Source organism: Paraburkholderia sp. RL17-380-BIE-A (assembly GCF_046028085.1).
In the GTDB taxonomy this organism is placed as follows: domain Bacteria; phylum Pseudomonadota; class Gammaproteobacteria; order Burkholderiales; family Burkholderiaceae; genus Paraburkholderia.
The window spans coordinates 65,491-90,330 of sequence record NZ_JARESQ010000002.1 but is presented as its reverse complement, the minus strand read 5'-3'; the positions used below and the strand labels follow the sequence as shown (position 1 = coordinate 90,330).

Here is a 24,840-nt window from a genome sequence, read left to right as displayed (position 1 = left end):
TTTTCGGAATATCACCTTTCCCAAGGATGTCCCTCTTGGTGCGGCGGGTGCGAGGCGGCCACGAGGAATTTTGGCGATTTCTATGTGTGAAAAACGGGCTGGCCTATGTCTTTGAGATGAGCGATAAGCCTCCAAAGAATTCAAGGATGCCCGAAGCTTGGCCAGTCGCCGAAGTCATGCGGATGAAGAAGGACGGTGTTCTGCGCCAGGTCGCTGAACGCTTTGTTCCAGCATGGATGACGGAACCCATGACGGATGCCAAGAGGCTCGATTTCGCTTACAAGAAGGACCTGTTGAACGAAATTATTGAGGAAGCGGGCGATGAGCTTATTACCGATAAAAGTGTTCGAAGCCGTGCACTGCGCGAAGCGTCGGCGAGCGGAACACCGGTTTCGCAGATGATGACCTGGCTCACGCGTCTCTGGTACTACGCGGAGCATGAGAATGCACTTGCCACGAACAATGCGGGAAAAGGAGGAAAGGATGTTCCCAAGACGGTAACAGGCGTCAAAAAGGGGCGCCCGAATTCCAATGTTATCTTGAACCCAAATACTCCTTACAAAGGAGTGAACTTCAAGCGCAAGTGGAAGAAGATTTTTGCGGACATACTTTACAAGCAGTTCTGCGATAGGAACCTTGATATGCCACAGGCTATGGACATTCTGTTCCTTCGTGCCGTGGGCTTCTACAAGCAAGGTAATCAGACAGTCTCGCGGCCCATACATCCCCGGAGGCTGCCCGAACGTAGTTATCTGCTGCGTTGGGGGCATCGGGTCTTCAAGACGATTGCTGCGACGCAGGCAAAGCTCGGGGAGAAAGAGTGGGAGCAAAAAAAGCAGGCAAGGAGAGGTAACGCTGAGGACGTTACGCAACGCATTATCGACATCTATGACATCGACGGGATGGAGTTCAACGGGTTTATCCGCTTTGGAAAGCACAGGATTGATGTGGGCAAACCGGTGGTGATGCTGGCTGTCGACCGTCGAAGCCGTGCAGTGGTCGGATTTTATGTGTATCTCGGCAAGGAGAATGGCACGGCATACAGAAAATGCCTATTCAGCGCGTTTACTCCGAAGGAGGAAGTCCTCGTTAAATACGGTATGGGACATCTGAAGGGGTTCGTCTATGGCGTTGCTCAAGCCGTGTTTCTGGACCGTGGCCCCGGCATAGGCAACGGTCAGAAAGAGGCTATTTGCAAACGTCTTCGGCTTGCGATATTGATGGCGCAGCCGGGACGAGGTGACGCAAAAGGGGTCGTTGAAAGTGTGAATGGTCGGTTTGAGCGTCGCCTTGCAGATATGCTTGGCTTCTACAAACGCGGTGGCTCCGAGAGAGACGAATTGAAGCGGAAATTGGCCTCATCGACTTCCACAATCGAATTCCAGCAGTTCATGCAACTTCTGCTTGCTGCGATTAGCGAACATAACCTTGGCGCCAATGTTTCACATTTGGTTACCGCCAAGCTGCTGAGCAAGAATGTAAAGCCCAGCCCCTACGCTATTTTCATGGCTAACAAGGCGAGGAAGCGCGGTGATGGGGCTCGCGACTGGCCGCAGGAACTAATCTACACCCATCTTCTCGACAACTTCCACCGGTCAGCGCCTCGCGGAAGGGTCAAGGTTAAAAGTGCGCACTACACCTCGCAGGCCCTGAGGGATTACGCCGACGAGTGGGAGGTGGCCCGCCGCCCGGGAGAGGAGTCGGCGCCAGTGGAGGTATTTGCGTTCTCTGAAACCAAGCGATATTTACTTTGGAAACATCCGGATGGAAATCTTCGATTGTTGGAAGCAACGCAGCAAACCGCCGCAAACGTCGACGATGCTACAGACTGGCTCCATTCGTTCATCAACCAACTTAAGCAAGCAGAACTCCGGGTTCAGCGAATCAGAAGTACCGCAGCCGGTGTTTTGCCAAGGCAAAAGGAATTAGTGATGGCGGACGCGGATAACGTGCCTCCGTCGATGGATTCCGCCGGTAGACGAGCGAACCGGAAGGCGGCTCACGAGGAGATGCAGAACGAAGAGTTTGCGGAGGGGGCCTTGAGAGCAGGGGTGCCCGCGAATGTCGTCGCTGCTGCTGTTGAAAACATTCAACGACAGCAAGTGCCTTTGAATTCTAACCCCGTGCCCCCTGACGAGGGCGGCGTCGACCTAGTTCAGGTTTTGGATATCGACTTCGATTGATTTGAAGAGGAAAGGCGGGGTAGTGGGGAGCTCTTCTCGCCGCCCAGCAAGGAGTTCAGCCGTTGTTATGGTAACACCTTCAAAAACACGACTATGGCCGTAAGGTGAGGTATCCGGCGAGTCCTAATTGGACCTTAAATGTCGTGTTCGATTCGCCTCTAACCATTACTGGGCAAGTATTTCTTGGGAATGGATTTGCCGTCGTTCAGCTCGAAGTTCAGCCAATGTATTTTCGTCTTACATCTATGCACTCCTTTCGCCGACACTCGACTGCACCCTGATCGGCGATCGCATGCGAATCGCGCAAGTCGTCAACAACCTGTTGAGCAACGCGTTCAAATTCACGTCCTCCGGCAAGATTACGCTGTACGCGGAAGTGAAGGACGACTCGCTGGGCCGCCCGACGCTACGCTGCCGGGTTTCGGACTCCGGCGCCGGCATGAGCGAGGCGCTTCTGGCACGACTGTTCAAGCCATTCGTGCAAGGGGAGCTGGGTACGTCGCGCGGCACTGGCGGCACCGGTCTGGGGCTCGTGATCTGCGCGCGCCTGTGCGAATTGATGGGCGGTCGGATATCCGCCGAAAGCGTGCCCGGCGCGGGCAGCGTATTTCACGTATCGATCCCGCTCGTCGCGGTGCCCGACGAGCAGCGCGCGTCGGCGAGTCTCCCCACGCCACGCGGGACGGCGCTCGTGTTGTGCACCGAGCAGCAAGCCGGCGAGTTTCTGGATGGCTGGCTTCAGCGAGCGGGCTGGTCGAGCCACGCAGTGGTGTCGCTCGCCGACGCGCAGGCATGGTTGAAAGCGAATCAGCCGGTAGTGTTGATCGTGTCCGGTGAATACGATCTCGAAGCGATTACCACGTTGCGCGCGTTGCAGGCGGTCGGCGCGGTGTGGATGACGAGCGGCGGCCCGACCCGGCCGGAGGCGCGCGGTCAGGGTGTGCTCGAAGTGAGCGAGTTCAGCCGGACCGCGTGTTTGACCGCAGTCGAGCTGGCCGTCGAAGGCACGGTCGCCGCGCTGGACGAAGGGTCCGCGCGCGTCTGCGCTGTGCCTGCTGCTGAGATCGATCCCGCGTTGTTGGGTCTTGCAGTCCTCGTCGCAGAAGACAATCCTCTGATTCAGAACCTGATCGCCGAGCAACTGGCGGCGCTCGGCTGCGTGCCCACGATCGCCGCGGATGGGCAGCAGGCGCTGACGTTGTTCGAACGCGCACCCTTCGAGGTGGTGCTGACCGACATCCATATGCCGGTCATGGATGGCCACCAGCTGCTGGCGGCATTGCGCGAGCGGCACGCGGAACTGCCGGTGCTGGCCTTCAGTGCCGTGGCCGAAGAGCAGCAGGCCCAGAGCTGGCACGAGAGCGGCTTTAGCGGGTATGTCTCCAAGCCAGCGTCGTTGAGCGAACTGCAAGCGGCTTTGCTGGCGGTGGTGCCCGCGCAGGCTAAGGTGGCTTCGGCTTCGGCTTCGGCATCGGCATCGGCATCGGCATCGGCATCGGCATCGGCATCGGCTTCCGCGGACTCCACGCCTCCCGTCGCCAACGCAACCGGCACGCTCAGCGCGGACGACAAGGCGCGTTACACGGCCATGCTCAGAGACCACTTGCAGAAAGATCTGCCGAGGCTGCTCGCGATTGTCGAAGAAGAGGACGTGCAGGCGTTGGCCGGCTGGGCGCACAGCGCGAGCGGTGCATTCGTGGTCGTGCAGGAACCACGGTTTTTCGAAGAATGCCGGCAGTTGCAAAGGCTATGCGCCGACTCCAGCCATTGGACAACCGAGATGGACGAACGGGCCATCTCGCTGCACGAAGCCTTATCAGATCACTACGGAGTCGACGAGCAACCCGCGCGTTGAGTTGCCGTTCAACCCTGCGAAATCAACCCGGCCGTTTGACGACGAAATCGATTTCGACCAGCGCATCGCGCGCCAGCGCGGTCACGCCGATACAGGTTCGCGCGGGTAGCGCGTCCGCCGGAAAGTAGGCGCGGTAGATTTCGTTCATCGGCGCGTAGTCGCGCTTGAACTCGGTCAGGAAGATACGTGTGGCAACCACGTTATGCAGGCCGAGGCCCAGCCCCTGAAGAACCAGCACGAGATTGTCCATCACGCGCTTGGTCTGGGCGACGACACCCTCGGGCAGCGGTGCAGCGTCGTCGGTGGGGGAGGTCGGCATCTGGCCGGTCAGGAAGACCCAGCCGTCGGCCTCGGCAGCATGCGAGAACGGGCCGACCGGCGTGGGTGCTGAGGGAATCATCCAGAAGGAGGGGGTTGAGCTCATGGGCGGGTGCGCTGGGTCTGATCGAATGTCGGGATGACAAGGTAACCGATCAAAACTCAGGATGCCGGTGCAGTGCGCGGCATCCTGCCCAACTCCCGCCGGATCAGACCAAACCGGTCGCGTAGTAGACCGCGATCACAAAGAAGACCGCCATGGTCTTGATCACGGTCACCGCGAAAATGTCGCGATACGACTGTCGATGCGTCAAGCCCGTGACCGCCAGCAGCGTAATCACCGCGCCGTTGTGCGGCAGCGTGTCCATACCGCCGCTCGCCATCGCGACGACACGGTGCAGCACTTCCATCGGGATATGCGCGGCTTCCGCGCCCTTGATGAACGTGTCCGACATGGCCGCGAGCGCGATGCTCATGCCGCCCGACGCCGAACCCGTGATACCGGCCAGCGAGCTCACCGAAACAGCTGCATTGACGAGCGGATTGGGAATGCTTTTCAGTGCGTTGCTGACCACCAGAAAGCCCGGCAACGCTGCGATCACACCACCAAAACCGTATTCCGACGCCGTATTCAACGAAGCCAGCAACGCGCCGGCCACGGCGGCCTTGGTGCCGATTGCGAAGCGTTCGCGCACGCGGTTGAACGCCGTGACGACGACCATGATGATGCCGAGGAGCAGCGCGCCTTCCACGGCCCAGATGGCGACCACGGCCTTGATCGTCGTGGTGACCGGTGCGTGGATGCCCGGCAGGATGTCCGGTGCAACCGTGTACGACGCGCCGTACCAGTTCGGGATCCAGCGGGTCAGGAGGAAGTTCGCGACACCGACCAGAACCAGCGGCGCGACTGCCAGCAACGGATGCGGCAGTTGCTTCGATTCGACGCGGTCTGGCTCGTTGACCAGATCCGTGCCGTAACCCTCGCCGGTTGCCATTGCTGCGCGGCGGCGCCATTCAAGATACGTGAGGCCGACCACGATGATGAACAGCGAGCCGATCACGCCCAATGCGGGCGCGGCCCACGAGGTCGTTTTGAAGAACGTGGTCGGGATGATGTTCTGGATCTGCGGCGTGCCGGGCAGCGAATCCATGGTGAACGAGAACGCACCCAGGGCGATCGCGCCGGGCATCAGGCGCTTCGGAATGTTGCTCTGGCGGTACAGCTCGGCGGCGAACGGATAGACCGCGAACACCACCACGAACAGCGAGACGCCGCCGTAGGTGAGCAGCGCGCACACCGCGACGATCACCGCATTGGCGCGCGAACGGCCAATATAGCGAATGGCAGCGGCCACGATCGATTCCGAGAAGCCCGACAATTCGATGACCTTGCCGAACACGGCGCCTAACAGGAACACCGGGAAGTAGAGCTTCACGAAGCCGACCATCTTCTCCATGAAGATGCCGGTGAAAACCGGCGCGACGGCGGCCGGATCGGTCAACAGAACGGCGCCTAGCGCGGCGATCGGCGCAAATAGAATGACGCTGTAGCCGCGGTAGGCGGCAAACATCAGGAACGCCAGCGCGGCGAGGACGATAACAAAGGACATTGAGTCTCCAAAGCTTGGTTGTTCTACACGGTCGCCGTCCCGAAGGTGCGACGGCACGGCGCCGGCAAACGCAGGTTTCGTGCCACGCGCACGCTAGCGGCCAGCCGCCTGATAGCGCGGGCCGAAGCTCGAAACGTGGTGCGGCCGATTGTACCCAAACGTCTCCAAAACGGGACGTAAATCCGCTGAACATAGGCCAAACCAAGGTTAAACCCTTATACCGCAGGCTTGCTGGCGATCTCTTCGATGAGATAAGCTTGTCTACGAAATGAGACAATCATAAAAAGATGTTAGCCGGAGACAGCGACAGCATGATGAACGACTGGGCAGGCCTGCCTGCCACTTACGGCGACGTATTGCGCCGGGCGATGGATTCGCTCTTCCGCACATTCGAAAATTTCAGCGAAGGCACCTTTATCGTCGACGCCGACGCGCGCGTGGTCTGGATCAACAAGCGCTATGCGGCGCGCTTCGGTTTTTCGGACCCCGAGCAGGCGATTGGCCGCGATTGCGAGGCGGTGATTCCCAATAGCCTGATGCGCGAGGTCGTCAACACCGGCAAACCGATTCTGCTCGATATTCTGGAAACGGACCGCGAACCGCTCGTCGTGACGCGTCTGCCGCTAAAGGACGACGCGGGCGTCACTGTCGGCGCCGTCGGCTTTGCGCTTTTCGATGAGCTAAAGGCACTGACGCCGCTCTTTTCCCACTACTCGCGCGTGCAGGAAGAGTTGATCGCAACGCGCCGGTCGCTCGCCCAGGCGCGTCGCGCGAAATATACGTTCGGCAGTTTCGTCGGCACCAGCGCGGCCAGTCTCGAAGTGAAGCGGCAGGCGCGCCGCGCGGCGCAACTAGAATCGCCCGTGCTGCTGCTCGGTGAAACCGGCACCGGCAAGGAGTTGCTGGCGCATGCCATCCACGGCGGCTCGGCGCGCGCGAATCAGCCGCTCGTGACGGTCAACGTCGCGGCGATTCCCGACACCTTGCTCGAAGTCGAATTCTTCGGCGCCGCGCCCGGCGCGTACACCGGCGCGGACCGCAAGGGGCGCGTCGGCAAGTTCGAGCTCGCGAACGGCGGCACGCTGTTTCTCGACGAAATCGGGGATATGCCGCTGCCGTTGCAGGGCAAGCTGCTGCGCGTGTTGCAGGACAAGGAGTTCGAACCGCTGGGCTCGAACCGGATCGTGCGCGCGGATGTCCGGATCATCGCGGCGACTTCGGCCGATTTGCCGGCGCTGGTCGCGGCGGGGCGCTTTCGCGCCGACCTGTTCTATCGGCTGAATGTGCTGACCATCCACGCGGCGCCTTTGCGCGAGCGGGTCTCCGATATCGAAGCGCTCGCCTACGCCATGCTCGAAGACCTGTCGACGCAGGCAAGTGGCGGCAGTCACTTCGAATTGCAGGACGACGCGCTGCGGCTGCTGTGTTCCTACGACTGGCCGGGCAACGTGCGCGAATTGCGCAATACGTTGGAGCGCGCCGTGATGCTTTCCGACAGCGAGCGGATCGATGCGCGGGCGCTGGCGCCGTTTATCGGCTCGGCGCAGGGCGGCGGGCATCGTCGTTTGGCGGCAGCCGAGGCGCTGTCCGCGGCGCACGCTTCGGGCGCGCAAGCAGGCGCGCCCGAACCGGCGTCGTGGAGCGACGCGATGGCGGCCTTCGAGAAGCGTTTCCTGATCGACGCCTTGCGTGCCAACGGTGGCCGCGTGATCGAGACGGCCAACCAGATCGGCATGGGCCGCGCGACGCTCTACAAGAAGATCGCCGCTTACGGCATCGGCGTATGACCACGTTCGGCGACGTCGAGTGACGCAGCGTAATTGCCGCGTGGCACAATCGCGTGATCGAAAAACAAGATGTGATCGGGGTTTCAGATGAAACGCAGTCTCTCCTCCTTTGCGAGCCGGGCCAGCGCCACGCTGGCGGTCGGCGCCGTGGTCGCGCTGAGCGGTTGCAGCAGTAGCGCGCCGCTGTTTCTGTCGGATGGTCGCGCAACGACGCTGGTGCAGTGCCCGGCCGGTTCCGACTCCTGCTCGCAGCAGGCCAGCGCGGGTTGCGGCGGCGCGTTCGACGTGGTGCGTCAGTCGACCGAGAATGGCACGCTCAATCTGATTTACGCCTGCCGGGCGAAGTAACGGCGCGGGCGCGATAAGCGTCTCTGGCATTCTCTTCCTTCGGCCCGCCGCCCGATCGTGACGGCGGGCGCCTCTATCGCAGCGCCGATTTCATCTGCACCCGGCAAATCGGTTCATTCGATTCCTCGAGATCGGGACGACAAGTGCATGGCAGGTCGTAAAGACCTGCGTCTAATGCAGCTTCGCCCTGCGGCACTTATGCGTAATGGTTTTTAATGCCGCGCTTCATGTTATTTCCAACCGCCGACCGAAATTAAATCCGCGAATTTTTTGCCGTTAAGCTAAGTCGGTGCGGAACCTAACGGAACGCGAAGTTTAGCGGCGCTATTCTTTTCTGACAGCCTTGGAAATCAGGCCGCAGGCAGGTTTTGCCGCTTCAGTCCTTGCGTGGAGGGTGCTCAGGAAGGATTTTCCGTTTCAGATAAAAAGAACCAAAACGGCACGCTTTATGCTTTTATTTACGCAGTGAAAATAGTTCAACGAGTAATCCGGGGAAAGCAATGAATCACCACCAACTCGAAAAAGATATTGAACATCTTGAACACGTAATCTCGCATATCTCCGCTGAGGACCGCATTCCGCTATCGTATTGGCGCAGCCGCATCGATTCCGTATCGGGCGCGGTTCGGGTGCCGGCGCAAGCGAGCCGCGTGAAACGGCTTAACGCCGCGCTTTCGGCGCTGGAAGAGCGGCAAAAAGGCTGAACTACCGCAACTGTGGGCGGCTTCGACGTTCCCTTTCATCGGGTAACATCGTCTGCAAAAATTAAGGAACGTAACGGCCGGGCGGGTTGCCGCGTACCGGACGGCTGTCTCGACGCAAGCCGCGCATTTGCTGCGTACGCGCCAGACGGACGGATGCGGGCAGTAGACCAACTGCGGACGGACGGCGCCCCCAAGCCATAACGAGCAGGCCGGCATTCCTACCCACTGACTCAGGACGAACATGCAACGAGCAGGACTCTCTGCGTCTCGATTGACGGCGTTGACCAACGCCATGCAAGGCTATGTGGAACGCGGTGAAGTGGCGGGCGTGGTTTCAATGGTCTGGCGGCGCGGCGAGATCGGCTACTTCGAGCCGCTCGGCATGCGAGACGAAGCCGCGCAATTGCCCATGGAGCGCGATACGCTGTTCCGCATTGCCTCGATGACCAAGCCGGTCACCAGCGCCGCGATCCTGATGCTGATCGAAGAGGACCGGCTCGCCCTCGACACGCCGATCTCCCTCTGGTTGCCTGAACTGGCCGCACCGCGCGTGCTGCGCGACCCCACCGGTCCGCTCGACGAAACCGACCCGGCCAGAGCGTCGCTCACCGTGCTGGATCTGCTGACGCATCGCGCGGGCTTCGCCTATGCCTTCACCGCAACCGGGCCGCTGTCCAAGGCCTACGCGGCCGCATTCAACGGTTTCGAAGCGCGCGTGGACGCCAACACGTGGCTCGCCCGCATCGCGGATTTGCCGCTGATGTTTCAGCCCGGCTCACGCTGGCACTACGGCATCGCGACCGACGTGCTCGGCGTGCTGATCGAACGCGTGAGCGGCATGCCGCTCGGCGAGTTTTTCCGCACGCGGATTTTCGAGCCGCTCGGCATGCGCGATACGGCGTTCTGGGTGCCCGATGCACAACTCGCACGGTTGGCCACCGCCTATGGCGTCGAAGCGGGCACGGGACGGCGTGTGGTCGAGGATCATCCTGCTTCGAGCCGATGGGCGAATCGGGACCGATTCCAGAGCGGCGGCGGTGGCCTGATTTCGACAGCGCAGGACTATCTGCAATTCGCGCAACTTCTGCTCGGACGTGGGCGGGTCGGTACGACGCGTTTGCTGTCGCATCGCTCAGTCGATCTGATGCGCTCGAACTTCCTGACGCGCGACCAACGCCGCGTGCCGGCCTTCGGACATGTGCTGTGGGCAGGCCAGGGGTTCGGCCTCGGCGTGTCGGTCGTCGATGATCCTGCGCAGCAGTTGCCGCTCGGCTATCGCTCGGCGGGGTCGTTCGGCTGGCCGGGTGCCTATGGCACGAGCTGGTTCGCCGATCCGGTCGAGGACCTGATTGGGCTGATGCTGATTCAACGGCGGTCGATCGAACCGTTTTCAATGGCAGTTGAGTTCGAACGCCGCGTGTACGATGCGATTGACGACTGAGTGACCGGGCTGCGGCAGGCAGGCCGACGGCTGCTGGCCGCGTCAACGGCGCCTGGCTTTACGCCTCTCTATCCGGTAATTTATTCGTCTGATAGTGTCCGCACTTCAGTACTCGTCAAAACGATCGGAGCACCCGCCATGGCCTCGTACAAGCAGTTGACTGCCCAACTCGAAAAACTCCACAAGGAAGTCGCAGCGGCCCGCGAGAAGGAAATTGCGCAGGCGATCGCCGACATCAAGCAGAAGGTGGCCGAATACGATCTGACAGCCGAAGAGTTGGGTTTTACGAGCAAGCGCACTGCGGCCCGTAAAACCGCTTCGGTTGCCAAGTATCGCAACCCGAAGACCGGCGAAACCTGGAGCGGCCGTGGGCGCTCGCCCGCGTGGCTTGCCGGCAAGAATCGCGAGCGCTTTCTGATCGAAGTCTGAAGCGCGTCGGCGCATGGCGTGTCTGCTCGTCGTGCGCCGGATTGTCTGAAGTGATGTCGCGAGCGGAGTTTCTCGCACCGTCACGCAGGTCCCGAAAACGCTCACCTTTCGCGTGAACCTGGAGCCGGAGTCGTTCGACAGGCTGTGCTGTTTGCGCCTCGGCTCTCTGCTTCGGTGAGCCAGGTTTTGGCGAGTGACGCACCTTGCGTCCACCTTGACGCCGCGTCTCGCGGCAACTCATCCTGTTTCGCGGAAACCCGCGCCAGCCATTGCTGGCGCGCGTTCCCAGGCTCTGCGAAGAATCGCGGCGGCCCCAGCCCATTCCCTTTCCAGTTGTCGCGTTGGCCTCGACACGCCGCAGTTCGCGTTCGTGCAGGTGCGAGAGCGAGCTTCGGCATGCTCACCTTTCATCGCCAATCGAGGGTGCGTCGGCGAGAGTCCCGAAAACCCTCACCTTTGCGCTCACCGATACGCGCACACCACTGCGCTCGGGACTAACCCGGAGTTGAGTTCCTCTCATACCCCGCATCAAAACTCATCGATACAGGGTCGCGGATGCCGAACGTCACAATCGGCCATCCACTCAACCTCGACGGAACGACCATGAGCGTATCGACGGACAAACAACTCTTTATCGGCGAAGGATTCGAAGGCCCCGGCGTCAACCTCGCGCACATCAACGTACTGGTCGGCCCGCGTAACGGCCCGGCAGGGCAGGCTTTCGCCACCGCACTGGCGACGCCGTCCGCGGGCCACGCGCCGTTCGTCGTCATCGCGCGTCCGGGCGTGCCGACCAAGCCGCTGACGCTCTATGTGAACAAGGCGCAGATCGGCAGCGACTTCCACGGCAATGCGACATGGGGCGCCTCGCAAGCCGGCATTGCGAAGGCGGTGGCGGAGTCGTTGGAGAACGGCACGCTGCCGCCCGAAGCAGAAAACGATTGGGTGGTGGTGTCCGCGAACTGGGTCAACCCGAGTGCGGACGATCTCGACGCCGTCTTCGAAAACAACTACCGCGCATGCAGGAACGCGATCCTCGCGGCGATGAAAGGCCTGCCGCATCGCGAAGAAGTATTCGCCGCGGCACGCGACGTATCGAACCCGTTCTACACACCGAAACAACGTTAATCGCATGGCGCGCGGTTCGGTGAGCGCGGATGCGCCACTCACCGTCCGCGCCGCTGGATGCGACCAGGAAGGAGACAAGCACAATGGAATATATTCGCCTCGGCCAATCCGGCCTGAAGGTTTCGCGTCTGTGCCTCGGCACGATGAATATGGGCACGCCGCAATGGAAGCCGTGGATTTTCGATGAAGCCCAAAGCGAGCCGATCGTCCGTCATGCGTTGGAAGCGGGCGTCAATTTCATCGACCTCGCCGACTTCTATTCGACCGGCGTGGGCGAAGAAGTGGTGGGGCGCATTCTGAAGCGTATTGCGCGCCGCGAGGAAATCGTCGTGACGACCAAGGTCGGTTACGACATGGGGGCGTATCAGAACGCCGGCGGCCATTCGCGCAAGCACATCATGGATGGCATCGACGCCTCGCTCACGCGTCTCGGCATGGATTACGTCGACATCTACATGCTGCATTTCTTCGACGTGAATACGCCGGTCGAGGAAACCATGGGTGCGCTCAACGATATCGTCCGCGCCGGCAAGGCCCGCTACATTGGCGTATCGACCATGTACACGTGGCAGTTCGCGAAGATCATGCAGGTCTGCGAGCGCAACGGCTGGCACAAGCCGATCAACATGCAGTTGCAGTTGAACCTGGCGTACCGCGAGGAAGAGCGCGAAATGATTCCATATTGCCAGGATCAGGGCGTCGGCGTCTCGGTGTTCAGTCCGCTGGCGCGTGGGCTGCTGACGTGCGATCCGGGTTCGACGCGCAATCAGACCGACTTCTTCACCGCGCAAATGTATGGCGATGTGGCTTCGCGTGAGATTGCCGCTTCGGTGGCGCGCGTGGCCGCACGGCGCGGGGTGTCGGCCGCGCAAATCGCGCAGGCGTGGGTGCTGAACCATGGCGGCGTCGCAAGCATGCTGGTCGGCGCGGATACGCCGGCGCAGTTCGATAGCGCGCTCGCGGCGCTCGGCACGACGCTCTCGGCGGACGAACTGTTCGAACTCGAACGCAACTACACGCCGTGCGATCTGATCAACGATTACACCGCGGGCAAGCGTGTTGCCCGCGAACCGCGGCTCGCACAAGGTGTGTTCGTCGAAACGCTGGAGAAGGCGGCATGAACGAATTTCTCCGCACAGCGCATTACATCGGCGGCGAGTGGTACGAAAGCGCCGGCACATACGCCGTATTGAATCCCGCAACCGGCGAGGTGGTTGCGCAAGTGGCCAAAGGTGGCGCGGCGGAAACCGCGCAAGCCATCGCGGCTGCCGAGCGCGCGTTTCCCGCATGGCGTTCGCTGACCGCAAAAGAGCGCAGCGTGCGCGTCAAACGCTGGGGCGAGTTGATGCTCGAGAATCGCGACGCGCTTGCAGAACTGCTGACGCTCGAACAAGGCAAGCCGCTTGCCGAAGCCCGCGGCGAAGTCGGCTATGCGGCCAGCTTCTTCGAATGGTTCGCGGAGGAAGCGAAGCGCGCGTATGGCGACGTAATCCCGAGCCCCAATCCGAACGCGAAGATCATTGTGACGCGCGAACCGGTGGGCGTGGTGGCGGCGATTACGCCGTGGAATTTTCCGCTCGCCATGATTACGCGCAAGGCCGGTCCCGCGCTCGCGGCCGGCTGCACGATGGTGCTCAAGCCATCGGAGGAAACGCCGTTATCCGCGTTCGCTCTGGCGGTGCTCGCGGAGAAGGCGGGCATTCCGCCGGGCGTGTTCAACATCGTCTCCGGCGATGCCGTCGCGATCGGCAGCGTGCTCACCGAATCCGACGTGGTGCGCAAGCTGTCGTTCACCGGCTCGACGCGCGTCGGCAAGCTGCTGGCGAAGCAATCGGCGGACACGTTGAAAAAGCTCTCGCTCGAACTCGGCGGCAACGCACCCTTCATCGTATTCGACGACGCGGATCTCGACGCCGCCGTGCAGGGCGCGATGGCTTCGAAATTCCGCAACACCGGGCAGACGTGTGTGTGCGTGAATCGCTTCTACGTGCAGGACGGCATCTACGAAGCATTCACGTCGGCGCTGACGCAAGCCGTGTGCAAGATGCGCGTAGGCAACGCGTTGCAAGGCGAGGTCGAACAAGGTCCGCTGATCAATCAGGCGGCGCTGAAGAAGGTCGAAACGCACGTTGCCGACGCATTGCAAAAGGGCGCGAAGATTTTGACGGGCGGCAAACCGCATGCGCTAGGCGGCACGTTCTATGAGCCGACCGTTCTTGCCGACGCCTCCAGTTCGATGCTGATCGCTGGGGAAGAAACCTTCGGCCCGGTGGCCGCATGCTTTCGTTTCAAGACCGAAGAGGAAGCGATTGCCGCGGCTAACGACACGCCGTTCGGCTTGTCGGCGTATTTCTATACACGCGACCTGGCCCGCGCCTGGCGCGTCGGCGAAGCGCTGGAGAGCGGCATGGTCGGCATCAACGAAGGAATTCTATCCACGGAAGTCGCGCCGTTCGGCGGCGTCAAGCAGTCAGGGCTCGGTCGCGAAGGCTCGAAATACGGGCTCGATGAATACACGGAACTGAAATACATGATGATGGGCGGCCTCGGGCGCTGATCTTCAGACCGCGGGCCGCGGCGGCATGCACACGCATGCCGCACTGGCGGACCACGCAATCGGGCGACCGGCAGCACGCCAGCCACGCCCGACGACTCATACCAACGAAGGAGACAGCGTGAGCAATCAGGACATGCAGGCGGCCACTCTCGGCCTCGCCCCCACTTTGCCGGCGGCAGCAGCACCCGCGCACCGCCCCATTCCTCTCGACGATGTTCCGCTCAATGCCTTTCACGTCAAGATCGCCGGCTTGACGTTCGGCGCGCACTTCACCGAAGGTTTCGCGCTCGGCACGATCGGTTACGCGCTCGCATCGATGAATCGGCAGATGCCGCTCGACGCTTTCTGGATGGGCATGATCGGCAGTTCCGCATTGATGGGCATTTTCTTCGGCAGTCTGGTTTTCGGCTGGCTGTCCGATCGCCTGGGACGACAAAAGATTTTTCTGCTGAGCTTTCTGATCATTACCGCGGCCGCGTTCGCGCAGTTCTATGTGCGCTCACCGCTCGAATTGTGCCTGCTGCGGGTGGTGATCGGTTTCGGCATGGGCGGCGATTTCGCGGTGGGGCACGCCATTCTCGCGGAATTCTCGCCGCGCAAGCACCGTGGCACGTTGCTCGGGTCGTTCAGCGTGGTGTGGACGATCGGTTACGTGGCGGCGAACGTGCTGGGCATGCATTACGCCGATGCTTCGCCGGATGCATGGCGCTGGTTGCTTGCGTCGGCGGGCGTGCCGGCGTTGGTCGTGCTCGTGTTGCGCGTAGGCACGCCGGAGTCGCCGCGCTGGTTGCATGGCAAAGGCCGGGTCGCGGAGGCCAAATCGGTCATGCTCAAGCATTTTGGCGCGAACGTGACCCTCGACGGCGCTCATGATGAACACGCGCAAACGGCGGGCGGCTTTATGCGGTTGTTCAAACCGGATCTGATTCGACGCACGATTTTCAATTGCGCGTTCTTTGTGTGTCTCGTCATTCCGTATTTCGCGGTCTATACGTTTCTGCCGACCGTTCTGAAAGCGATTCATTTGAACAACGATTCCAGCGCGGATTTTCTGCTCAATGGGTTTCTCGTGCTGGGCGCGCTGATTGGTATCTGGCTGACGATCAAGCTGCCGCGTCGTGTCTTCCTGATCGGTTCGTTCGCGGTGACGTGTGTTTCGCTGATCGCATTGAGTTTGCTGCCGGAGTCGGCGGCATTGGGGATGATTGTCGCATTCGCGATTTTCACGCTGACCATGTCGGCGTTTTCCAATCTGGTTGGCGTGTTTCCGCCGGAGTGTTTTCCCACTGAGGTGCGTGCTTGCGGCGTTGGTCTCGCGATTGCGTGCAGCCGTCTTGGCTCGGCGGTCGGCACGTTTTTGCTGCCGCTCGGCATCGTGCATCTGGGTTTCCATATCACGATGATGGTGCTTGCCGCAGTATTGCTGATCGGGATGGTGGTGTCGATTGCGTGGGCGCCCGAGACGAAGCATTTGACGTTGAACGAGGCGAGCGGCGCGTAGCGCTTTTCTCTGCTAGAAAATAACCCGCCGCATTGGCAACGATGCGGCGGGTTTTTGTTTGGACAGGCTGATCAGCTTGCTGGCCGACACAAATTTTGCGTGGCGTATTGCCGCGTCCAGCCTATTCACGAAGAGCCAGTTCGACCGATTCTTCGTGCATTGATGCATCACTCTGCCGGACACACAGCCAGCCACTTGGTGCCTGATATCCCCGTCGAAATCTCAGGAAAGGCAATTTGCCTCATGTATTTCTTATCCAGTAAAACTTACGATTGACTTTTTTGCGCGACATCAAGTTATTCGGCATTTTATTTTGCCTGTTTGCCTTGCGAAATCAGCGTGATCGAGGTGTGCAACGGTACGACGTATCTCCGCGACTGCCGTTGAGTTTTCTGTCTAATCTTTAGGAATACAAGCAATGAAATCGATGATCTCCGCATTCGTGATCGCTACTGGCGGTGTGTTGGGTCTCGCGCCGGCTGGCGCCAATGCGGCGGACGGTACGATCACCATCAGTGGCACGGTGACAGACACCACTTGCTCGATCAACGGCTCGGCGAGTGGCACGCCCGCCGACCTGTTAGTCACGCTGCCATCGGTTCCGGCCAGTGCGCTTACGACATCAGGTGCCGTGGCTGGTACGTCGAACGCGGCAGATCTGAGATTCGTTTTGACGGGTTGCACTGGCGCGGCTACCAAGGCGATTGCCAACTTCGAAAACGGCCAGACAATCGACCAGTCAACGGGCCTTCTGGCGAACCAGGGCGGCACCGCGAAAAACGTGGAAGTTCAACTGCTCAACGCGCAAATGCAGCCGATCAATGTGCTGACGGGCAGGAACAACGATATCAGTACGAGCGGGGTGGCTATCACCGGCGGCGCGGCAACGTTGCAGTATTTCGCACAGTATTACGCGCTCGATGCAGCCCAGGCGGGTACGGTCTACACGTCGGTTCAATACACGATGCAATATCAGTAAATTGCAGATAGAGACGCTCCTTACCGGCGTGCATTGATTCAATCAATCCATTGACTGAAATCACGGAAAGAGGCGATTTGTCTCATGTAATTTTGATGTGGGACAACTTAACATCGCATTCTCCTATCTCAGAAGGACAGGTCAGGCGTTTAGAGCAGGAACTATCGTATTCCTGAACTGAATGATTGGCATGCTTGACGCATGGGGCGATCCTCGAGCAATACAAGGATCGCTTTTTGATTTGATCGGCTTTTCTTAGTTTATTGGACTGAACGTTATGAAGTTATCCCTCCCCGCAATCGCGATCGCCGCCGGCACTCTGTTCGGTCTCGTACCCCTTGGCGCCCATGCGGCGGATGGCACGATCTCCATCTCCGGCACCGTGACCGATAGCACGTGTTCGATCAACGGCAGCGCAAGCGGTACCCCGGCCGACAAGGCAGTCACGCTGGCGCCGGTCCCGACTGGTTCGCTTTCGTCGTCAGGCGAAGTGGCCGGTACGTCGAACCCTGCAGATCTGCAACTGAAACTGAGCGGCTGCAGCGGCACGGCCACCAAAGCAGTTGCGCGTTTTGAGAACGGCCCGACGGTCGACCAGACGAATGGCTATCTGTCGAACAGCGGCACCGCGCAAAACGTGGAGGTTCGTCTCCTCAACGCGCAGATGCAACCGATCAACGTCACGACGGGCGCGAACAACGATGTCTCCACGGACGGGGCAACCATCACGGGCGGCGCGGCAACCCTGCAGTATTTCGCGCAGTACTACGCGACAGGCGTTGCGGCTCCCGGTACGGTCACCTCGTCGGTTCAATACTCGATGGAATACCAGTAAGCGAAGGTCCGAAGCGCTCGCTGGGCGGGCGCCTTTTTGCGGCCTTCCTCTGGATTATTGAAAGACAGACTGTAATGAAGCTGCTCAAAAATATGCCGATAGTAATCGGCTTTGCCTGTGCGCTATTGGCCGGCAGCACACAGGCAAGCGTGACTATTGGCGGTACGCGTGTGGTGTATCCACTCGAGCAGCGTGAAGTCTCGGTCAAACTGGATAACGACAGCCACAAACCCTCCCTCGTGCAGGTCTGGATCGACGACGGCAATGCCGATGCCAAACCCGGCGAGATCAAAGTGCCGTTCGTGATTACGCCGCCGATTTTCCGCATGGACGCGAAAAAGGCGCAGACGTTACGCGTGATGTACACGGGCGAATCATTACCTCAGGACCGCGAGTCGGTCTATTGGCTCAATGTGCTGGACATCCCACCAAAGGCAAGTGCTGCTTCGGACGCCAATACTTTGAGCCTCGCGTATCGCACCCGCATCAAGGTTTTCGCGCGGCCGGACAAGCTACCCGGCAAACCTGAAGATGCGGCCGCGCAACTGCGTTGGAGCATCGCGGCGTCGGCGGATGGCAAAGGGCAGGCGCTCAGCGTCTCGAATCCGACGCCTTACTACGTCTCGTTGAGCGAGATCGACGTCGAGAGCAATGGCCACACCTTCAGGAACGAGCAAGGGGGCATGGTTGCACCGCGCACCTCAGCGGTCCTGCCGATGGCGAAGATGAATGGTGTCGCCGCGGGCGCGAAGGTGCACTACATCGCAATCAGCGACTACGGCGGCCCGATCACCGGCGACGCGGCGCTCGGCGAATAGACCGCCACAGCCCGGCCGGGGGCGGCAGCGTGCCGCCTTTGGCCAACCCTTTCTCCTGCACGGCGCGCGTTGCGCCGGCAACGCATGGATGACGCACGCCTGCGGCGGGACATTCAATTCCGATCACATCATGAAGGACCTACGCTGTCGCAGGTCGGCCGCTCGTGGCACTGAACGCGCGGGTGTGTTCAGTCTCAACCCGGTCGCCGCCGTTGTCACGTTGGCATTCGCGGCGCTGGGCGGCGTTCAGCCGACAGGCGCACAGGCGTCCGAACCCGCTCAAGCGGGCGCAGCCGTGGAGTTCGATACGACATTTCTGCGCGTCGATCCGAATGCGACGGTGGACGTCTCGCGCTTCGCGCGTGGCAACCCGGTATCTGAAGGCATTTATTCCGTCGATGTGTACCTCAACGGTATTCGTGTCGCGCGTCATGACGTGCGGTTTGTCGCCGCGAGCGGAACGACTGCGGCGCGTCCTTGCCTTAGCCGCCAAATGCTGGAGAAGCTTGGCGTCGACTTCGCCAAGGTCGCGGCGAGCAGCGAGGCGAAGGTGAAGGTGAAGGCGGAACCGGGGGCCGACACCGGCGTTACCGGCGAATGCGTCGACCTCACGGCGGCCGTGCCCGACGCGACCGTTGACTTCGATTTCGCGGAACAGAAGATCAGCCTCAGCGTGCCGCAAAAATACATGCGAAACACCGCGCGCGGTTACGTGCCGCCCGAGATGTGGCAGAACGGAGTCAACGCAGCTTTCTTGAGCTACAACGCGAACGCGTACCACAGCGCTGGATCGGCTGTTGAATCGACTCAAAGCTATGTCGGTTTGAATGCCGGCGTGAACATCGGCGCGTGGCACTTCCGCCATCAGTCCTCGGTGACCCAGCAAGCCGGTGCCGCCACGCAGTTCGACAACATTGCGACCTACCTTCAGCGTGATATCACCGCGATGAAGTCGCAGTTGACGGTCGGCGACGGCTACACGACCGGCGATGTGTTCGACAGCGTGCAATTTCGCGGCGCGCAGATCGCCACCGACGACCGCATGCTGCCAGAATCCCTGCGCGGCTATGCGCCGGTCGTGCGTGGCACGGCTGAATCGAATGCGCGCGTGACGGTTCGGCAGAACGGGCAGGTGATTGATGAAACCACCGTGTCGCCGGGCCCGTTCGAAATCAGTGACCTGTACGCGACCGGCTATGGCGGCAACCTGGATGTCACCGTCACCGAGGCCAATGGCCGCACGAAAAGCTTTACCGTGCCTTACGCCTCGGTCGCCCAGTCGTTGCGGCCCGGCACCACACGGTTTTCGGTCACTGCCGGTGAGCTTCGTTATGCCACGCTCGAAACCAACCCGATTTTCGAGCAGTTCACATTGCAGCGCGGGCTGACCAATCTGATCACGCTCTATGGCGGCGGTGTCGCTGCGGACGGCTATCTGGCCGCCGACCTGGGCACCGCACTGAACACGCAGCTGGGTGCTTTCTCCGTCGACGTGACGGCCGCCGAGACGCAGATTCCGGATCAGGCCACCTCGCGTGGCACCAGCTTGCGCGTTGGTTATAGCAAGTTCATCAATCCGACCAACACCAACATTGCGATCGCGGCGTATCGCTATTCGACGGCCGGGTACATGAACTTGTGGGATGCCGCGTCCGCGCGTGACCTCGCAATGCACGGCGGCGATCCGAATTCGGTGTATCGCCAGCGCAATCGTTTTCAGGCCACGCTCAATCAGAATTTCAAGGAATACGGCACGGTCTACCTGAACGCTTCCGCACAGCAATACTGGAATCGCAGCGGCAGCGATGTGTTCTATCAGGCAGGCTACACCCATCGTTTCAGGTACGGTACGTACAGCATCAGCGCAGGGCGCACGCGCAGTTCGAACGGATCGATGTCGGACCAGATCATGCTGAGCACGACGTTGCCGCTCGGCCATGACCCGCATTCGCCGCTCATGTCGACGAACCTCAGCAGTTCCGGCGGCAAGACCAGTCTGCAGGCCAACGTGAGTGGTTCGTTGGGTGATCGCAACCAGTACTCATACAGCGCGTATGGGACGTACGGCGGCGGCTCCGGCGCCAGCACGGCGAGCGCGGGCGCGAGCGGTACCTATCGCGCACCGTACGCGCAGTTGACGGGATCGGCGAGCGGGGGAACCGGATCGAGCCAGGTGTCGGCAGGGGTGAGCGGGTCGATCGTCGCGCATCCGGGCGGCGTCACCTTCTCGCAGACGGTGGGCGACACGTTCGGCGTTATCGAAGCGCCGGGCGCCGCCGGCGCGAGCGTGACCAGTTCACCCGGTGTGAAGCTCAACGCAGGCGGCTTTGCGGTGGTCCCGTATTTGACGCCGTATGGCATGAACACGGTGGACATCGATCCAAAGGGCACCTCGACCGATGTCGAGTTTGAATCGACGTCGGAGCAGGCGGTGCCGCGGTTGGGCTCAGTGGTGATGATCAGGTACAAGACGGTGACCGGACGCGCCGTGCTGATTCGCGCGCCGCAACTCGGCGACAAGGCGTTGCCGTTCGGCGCGGATGTCGTCGATGCAAGTGGACGCACGGTAGGCGTCGTTGCGCAGGACAGCCGGATTTTCGCGCGCGGGATCGAAGACAAAGGCTCGCTGTTCGTGAAATGGGGTGCGACGGCCTCCGAGCAATGCCACATTGACTATGTGCTGCCGGCGCAGACGCGTAACGCGGGGGCGGTCTACATGTCTGTGGAAGGGCACTGCGTGGATGGGGCGCCAACCGGAAAAGGCGAACCTTGATTGCCGTAGTACTCAGCAACTGAATTCGAAGGGTGATTGAATCTCAGCGTTCAAATCTTGTCTGCAACTTTGCAGTCGAAAAGCGACAGTCTATGAGGCATTGTTCTGTGCGACCGTTGCGCGGCGCGACCGCCGTTCGCGCATTCGGATCGTCGGGTGCCTCATGTTATTACTGGTTTTCAATTTGTTCGCGGCCAGGGCAGCTCACGCAGTGCTTATCTGTAATGCAAGCGGTGCAAACAACATAATCAGCGCGGGATCGATCTCCGTGCCCGCCAATCCAACGGTTGGTGCGACGATTGCCACGCTTGCGCCAACACAGTTTCAGATGCCCTGCAGATTTGACGATTCAGCACCGGTAGAGACGACTGCTACGCTTTGGCCGAACGGGAGATGTGGAGGCAGGCTCGATCAGAGCGCTGGCCACTTTCACGATGTCCTATCAGTAGGCCTCCTGGGGCAGACCCGCCTGCCGCTTCTCCGCCGCACCTGCCCCTTTTCGATACGCCGGTCCCCATGACGTGTATCATTCGTTCCCTGCGCTGTTCTGCGCTGGCGATTCCCGTATTGTCGAACGCTCGTTCGTGACCTGTTTCCGACGCGGTCGAGTTGCCATTGTGACGCGGGCCGCCGGCCCAACTCCCGCAGCTCGACGCCGCCGCGCAAGGCGTGGCACACCGGCAGCCACAAGCCGCCGGGAACCGCCCGAACCCCTATCCGTGACCGCCAGACCCGATGTCAGTCTCCGAACTCAAACGCCGCCGCACGTTCGCGGTCATTTCCCACCCGGATGCGGGTAAGACCACGCTCACGGAAAAGCTGCTGCTGTTCTCGGGCGCGATTCAGATCGCCGGTACTGTGAAGGGCCGCAAGAGCAACCGTTACGCGACGTCCGACTGGATGGAGATCGAAAAGCAGCGGGGCATTTCGGTGGCGAGCTCGGTGATGCAGTTCGAGTACGGCGACGCCGTCATCAATCTGCTCGACACGCCGGGCCACGAAGACTTCTCTGAAGACACCTACCGCGTGCTGACCGCGGTCGACGCCGCCGTGATGGTGATCGACGGCGCGAACGGCGTCGAAGCGCAAACGCTCAAGCTGCTCGAAGTCTGCCGCAGCCGCAAGACGCCGATCGTCACCTTCATCAACAAGCTCGACCGCGAAGTGCGCGAACCGCTCGAACTGCTCGACGAAATCGAGCAGCATCTGGGCGTCGCAGCCGTGCCGTTTACATGGCCGATCGGCATGGGTAAGGACTTCCAGGGTGTCTACGACATTCAGCGCGATCAGGTGCGCATTTTCCGCGCGGGACAGGACAAGGCTGGCGGCGAAGTGGAAACGCTGCAAGCGCCGAGCGACGAAGAAGGCGAACGCCGCTTCGGCCATGCCTGGATCAAGGCGAAGGAAGAGATCGATCTGATCACCGGTGCTTCGCCGGATTTCGATCGCGAGCAGTTCCTCGCCGGTCAGCAATCGCCCGTGCTGTTCGGCTCGGCGATCAACAACTTCGGCGTGAAGGAAATTCTCGACGCGCTGGTCGATCTGGCGCCGCCGCCCTCCATGCGCATGACCGTGCAGCGTCCGGTCATGCCGGACGAGCCCAAGTTCACCGGTGTCGTGTTCAAGGTGCAGGCGAACATGGACCTGGCGCACCGCGACCGTGTGGCATTCATCCGCGTGTGCTCGGGGCATTTCGAACGCGGCATGGCCGTGAAGGTGACGCGCACGAACAAGACGTTCCGTGCGAACAACGTGGTGACGTTCCTGTCGCAGCGTCGTGAGACGGTGAGCGAGGCGTATCCGGGCGACATCATCGGTATTCCGAATCACGGCACGCTGAGTCTCGGCGACACGCTGACCGAAGGCGAGCAGTTGCAGTTCGTCGGCCTGCCGTTCTTCGCGCCGGAGATTTTCCAGACGGTGGAAGTGGTCGACCCGATGCGCGCCAAGCAGCTCGGCGAGGCGCTCAAGCAACTCGGCGAGGAAGGCGCGATTCAGGTGTTCCGCCCGGAAGTGGGCGGCTTGATGATTCTCGGTGCGGTCGGCCAACTGCAGTTTGAAGTGGTGTCGCACCGTTTGTCGACCGAATATAAGGTTGACGTGCGTATGGCGCCGGCGCGCTACCGCATGTCGCGCTGGGTAACCTGCGACGATCCGGCCGAACTGCGCCGCTTCACCGATTCGTACGCGGCGCGCATTGCGCTCGACGCGTCGGATGCGCCGACTTATCTTGCTTCGCACGTGTCCGAGATCGAAGTCGCGCAGAAGGCTTGGCCGAAGATCGTGTTCAACGAATTGCGCGAGCATTCGGGCGCGCCGTTCAAGAAGGCGATGTAAGTCTGTGGCGCCCGTAGTCGGGCGCAACGCACGGCAATGCAACGCAACGCAAATGGCCCCGTGAAAACGGGGCCATTTGCGTTAACGGCACTAAGGTTGCTGCTGGTTCATCATTGCGGGTCCAGCTTCAACACCTCTTCCCGCAGCCACCCCGCCAACGCCTGCACATGTTCGAGCCCCACGTGCCGCTGCGGAATATCGAGCCAGTACCCGAACGGCCCGCTCACTTCGACATCCGAAAACTGCGCGAGACTGCCGTCCGCCAATTCTTCCACAATCATGTTCCGGTCCACGACCGCCAGCCCCGCGCCTTTGCTCGCCGCGCGAATCGCCTGCTCGAGTGTCGAGAACTCGATGCCGTTGTCCGCGTAACGCGCGGGCCTGCCCGCCTTGGCGAGCCAGTTCGGCCACAGGTCGAGCCGCGCGTCGTTATGCAGCACATGCAACGCCGGCATGCGTTCGAGCAGCGCGTCGAGCGGTTGATCGAGCAGGCGAGGTGTGCCCACGAGCACATGGCGCTCGGTCATCAGCAATTCGGAATGCCCGTCCGGCAGCGCGTGGCGGCCAAAGCGGATCTGACAGTGAAAGTCGCCGTGCGCTTCCGTGCGAACCGACAGTTCGACGTCGGGCAACTCCACCGCGAGCGAACCGAGCCTCGGCGAAAACCATTGCGTGGCGAAAGTGGGCGGCACGGCGAGCACGAGCCGCCGCCCCTTGGCCACCGAAATCTGACGAAAGCCGCGCTCGATCGTGTCGAAGGCTTCGGACAGGCACGGCAGCAATTGCAACCCGGCTTGCGTCAGACGAATGCCCTTGTGGTCGCGCTCGAACAGTTTCGCGCCGAGCGATTCTTCGAGCAGCTTGATTTGCCGGCTCACGGCGCCTTGGGTCACGCACAGTGCAATGGCCGCGCGATTGAAACTCATGTGACGGGCCGTCTCTTCAAAGAAGCGCAACGCGATCAGCGATGGCAAGCGCCGCATAAATCACCTTCTATTGCTTTTAGTCGTCCACAGTCCGGCCGGCGGATATCGGGCGGAACGGCGGATCGAGTTCGTGGTGCGTCGCCAGCCGCGCGTTGTCTCTCAAGCACACGTCCTTGCGAGCGTCTCCTGCGCGCATGATTTGAATCACCATGGGCCAGCGATTATTCAAAATAGGCCGCCATCGTGGCGGCCTGGCGATTGTCGCATTTGCCTCTGTCATTTTGCTTGATCTCGATAAGAAATATCCGCTG

The 24,840-nt window shown here is 61.0% G+C and carries 18 protein-coding genes and 1 pseudogene; 16 read left to right on the top strand and 3 right to left on the bottom strand.

All coding sequences use genetic code 11. From position 1 onward, the window contains the following. Positions 1 to 86 precede the first annotated feature (86 nt). Both P0D68_RS03115 and P0D68_RS03110 read left to right on the top strand, forming a co-directional pair. Complete coding sequence (locus P0D68_RS03115) at positions 87 to 2,183, top strand: TnsB C-terminal domain-containing protein (RefSeq protein WP_408467988.1); 2,097 nt, start codon at positions 87 to 89, stop codon at positions 2,181 to 2,183. A 244-nt stretch (positions 2,184 to 2,427) separates the two neighbouring features. Then, positions 2,428 to 4,038: pseudogene (locus P0D68_RS03110) on the top strand (ATP-binding protein); the annotation flags it as partial. Positions 4,039 to 4,060: 22 nt separating this feature from the next. Here the strand turns inward: P0D68_RS03110 and P0D68_RS03105 are convergent. Then, a complete protein-coding gene (locus P0D68_RS03105) occupies positions 4,061 to 4,462 on the bottom strand; it encodes a RidA family protein (RefSeq protein WP_091805194.1) in 402 nt (133 codons plus the stop codon). A 103-nt stretch (positions 4,463 to 4,565) separates the two neighbouring features. Then, the gene (locus tag P0D68_RS03100) at positions 4,566 to 5,966 is read right to left on the bottom strand and encodes a GntP family permease (RefSeq protein ID WP_091805191.1); all 1,401 of its coding nucleotides are present in this window, start codon (positions 5,964 to 5,966) and stop codon (positions 4,566 to 4,568) included. Positions 5,967 to 6,277: 311 nt separating this feature from the next. Between P0D68_RS03100 and P0D68_RS03095 the strand changes: the two genes are divergently transcribed. The 14 genes from P0D68_RS03095 (at position 6,278) to P0D68_RS03030 (ending at position 23,603) form a co-directional block, all read left to right on the top strand. Further along, positions 6,278 to 7,753: a sigma-54 interaction domain-containing protein gene (locus tag P0D68_RS03095; protein WP_091805189.1), complete on the top strand. Its 1,476-nt coding sequence runs from the start codon at positions 6,278 to 6,280 to the stop codon at positions 7,751 to 7,753. 87 nt (positions 7,754 to 7,840) lie between these two features. Beyond that, positions 7,841 to 8,101, top strand: a complete 261-nt coding sequence (locus tag P0D68_RS03090) for a YgdI/YgdR family lipoprotein (protein WP_408185047.1) — start codon at positions 7,841 to 7,843, stop codon at positions 8,099 to 8,101. 500 nt (positions 8,102 to 8,601) lie between these two features. Next, positions 8,602 to 8,805, top strand: a complete 204-nt coding sequence (locus P0D68_RS03085; protein ID WP_007178697.1) for a hypothetical protein — start codon at positions 8,602 to 8,604, stop codon at positions 8,803 to 8,805. A 241-nt stretch (positions 8,806 to 9,046) separates the two neighbouring features. Then, entirely contained in the window at positions 9,047 to 10,246 is a 1,200-nt protein-coding gene (locus P0D68_RS03080; RefSeq protein WP_408294586.1) for a serine hydrolase domain-containing protein, read from the top strand. Between the two features lie 138 nt (positions 10,247 to 10,384). Beyond that, positions 10,385 to 10,675: an H-NS histone family protein gene (locus P0D68_RS03075; protein ID WP_408185049.1), complete on the top strand. Its 291-nt coding sequence runs from the start codon at positions 10,385 to 10,387 to the stop codon at positions 10,673 to 10,675. Positions 10,676 to 11,278: 603 nt separating this feature from the next. Next, the gene (gene fae, locus P0D68_RS03070; protein ID WP_091809027.1) at positions 11,279 to 11,803 is read left to right on the top strand and encodes a formaldehyde-activating enzyme; all 525 of its coding nucleotides are present in this window, start codon (positions 11,279 to 11,281) and stop codon (positions 11,801 to 11,803) included. Positions 11,804 to 11,886: 83 nt separating this feature from the next. Beyond that, positions 11,887 to 12,924 carry an aldo/keto reductase gene (locus P0D68_RS03065; protein ID WP_408294583.1) on the top strand — a complete coding sequence of 346 codons (1,038 nt, stop codon included), beginning with the start codon at positions 11,887 to 11,889 and terminating at the stop codon, positions 12,922 to 12,924. Further along, positions 12,921 to 14,360, top strand: a complete 1,440-nt coding sequence (locus P0D68_RS03060; RefSeq protein ID WP_408294580.1) for an NAD-dependent succinate-semialdehyde dehydrogenase — start codon at positions 12,921 to 12,923, stop codon at positions 14,358 to 14,360. The genes P0D68_RS03065 and P0D68_RS03060 overlap by 4 nt, the downstream gene beginning before the upstream one ends. 118 nt (positions 14,361 to 14,478) lie before the next feature. Beyond that, positions 14,479 to 15,861 (top strand): MFS transporter, encoded by a 1,383-nt coding sequence (locus P0D68_RS03055; protein ID WP_408294577.1) that lies wholly within the window; start codon positions 14,479 to 14,481, stop codon positions 15,859 to 15,861. Between the two features lie 418 nt (positions 15,862 to 16,279). Then, positions 16,280 to 16,840, top strand: a complete 561-nt coding sequence (locus tag P0D68_RS03050) for a fimbrial protein (protein ID WP_408294574.1) — start codon at positions 16,280 to 16,282, stop codon at positions 16,838 to 16,840. Between the two features lie 277 nt (positions 16,841 to 17,117). Continuing rightward, complete coding sequence (locus P0D68_RS03045; RefSeq protein ID WP_091805162.1) at positions 17,118 to 17,675, top strand: fimbrial protein; 558 nt, start codon at positions 17,118 to 17,120, stop codon at positions 17,673 to 17,675. Between the two features lie 74 nt (positions 17,676 to 17,749). Beyond that, complete coding sequence (locus P0D68_RS03040) at positions 17,750 to 18,493, top strand: fimbria/pilus periplasmic chaperone (protein ID WP_408294571.1); 744 nt, start codon at positions 17,750 to 17,752, stop codon at positions 18,491 to 18,493. Between the two features lie 184 nt (positions 18,494 to 18,677). After that, entirely contained in the window at positions 18,678 to 21,266 is a 2,589-nt protein-coding gene (locus P0D68_RS03035; RefSeq protein WP_408294569.1) for a fimbria/pilus outer membrane usher protein, read from the top strand. Positions 21,267 to 22,001: 735 nt separating this feature from the next. Further along, positions 22,002 to 23,603: a peptide chain release factor 3 gene (locus P0D68_RS03030; protein ID WP_091805156.1), complete on the top strand. Its 1,602-nt coding sequence runs from the start codon at positions 22,002 to 22,004 to the stop codon at positions 23,601 to 23,603. A 110-nt stretch (positions 23,604 to 23,713) separates the two neighbouring features. Here the strand turns inward: P0D68_RS03030 and P0D68_RS03025 are convergent, their stop codons facing one another. Continuing rightward, positions 23,714 to 24,586: a LysR substrate-binding domain-containing protein gene (locus P0D68_RS03025; protein ID WP_408294567.1), complete on the bottom strand. Its 873-nt coding sequence runs from the start codon at positions 24,584 to 24,586 to the stop codon at positions 23,714 to 23,716. Positions 24,587 to 24,840 lie beyond the last annotated feature (254 nt).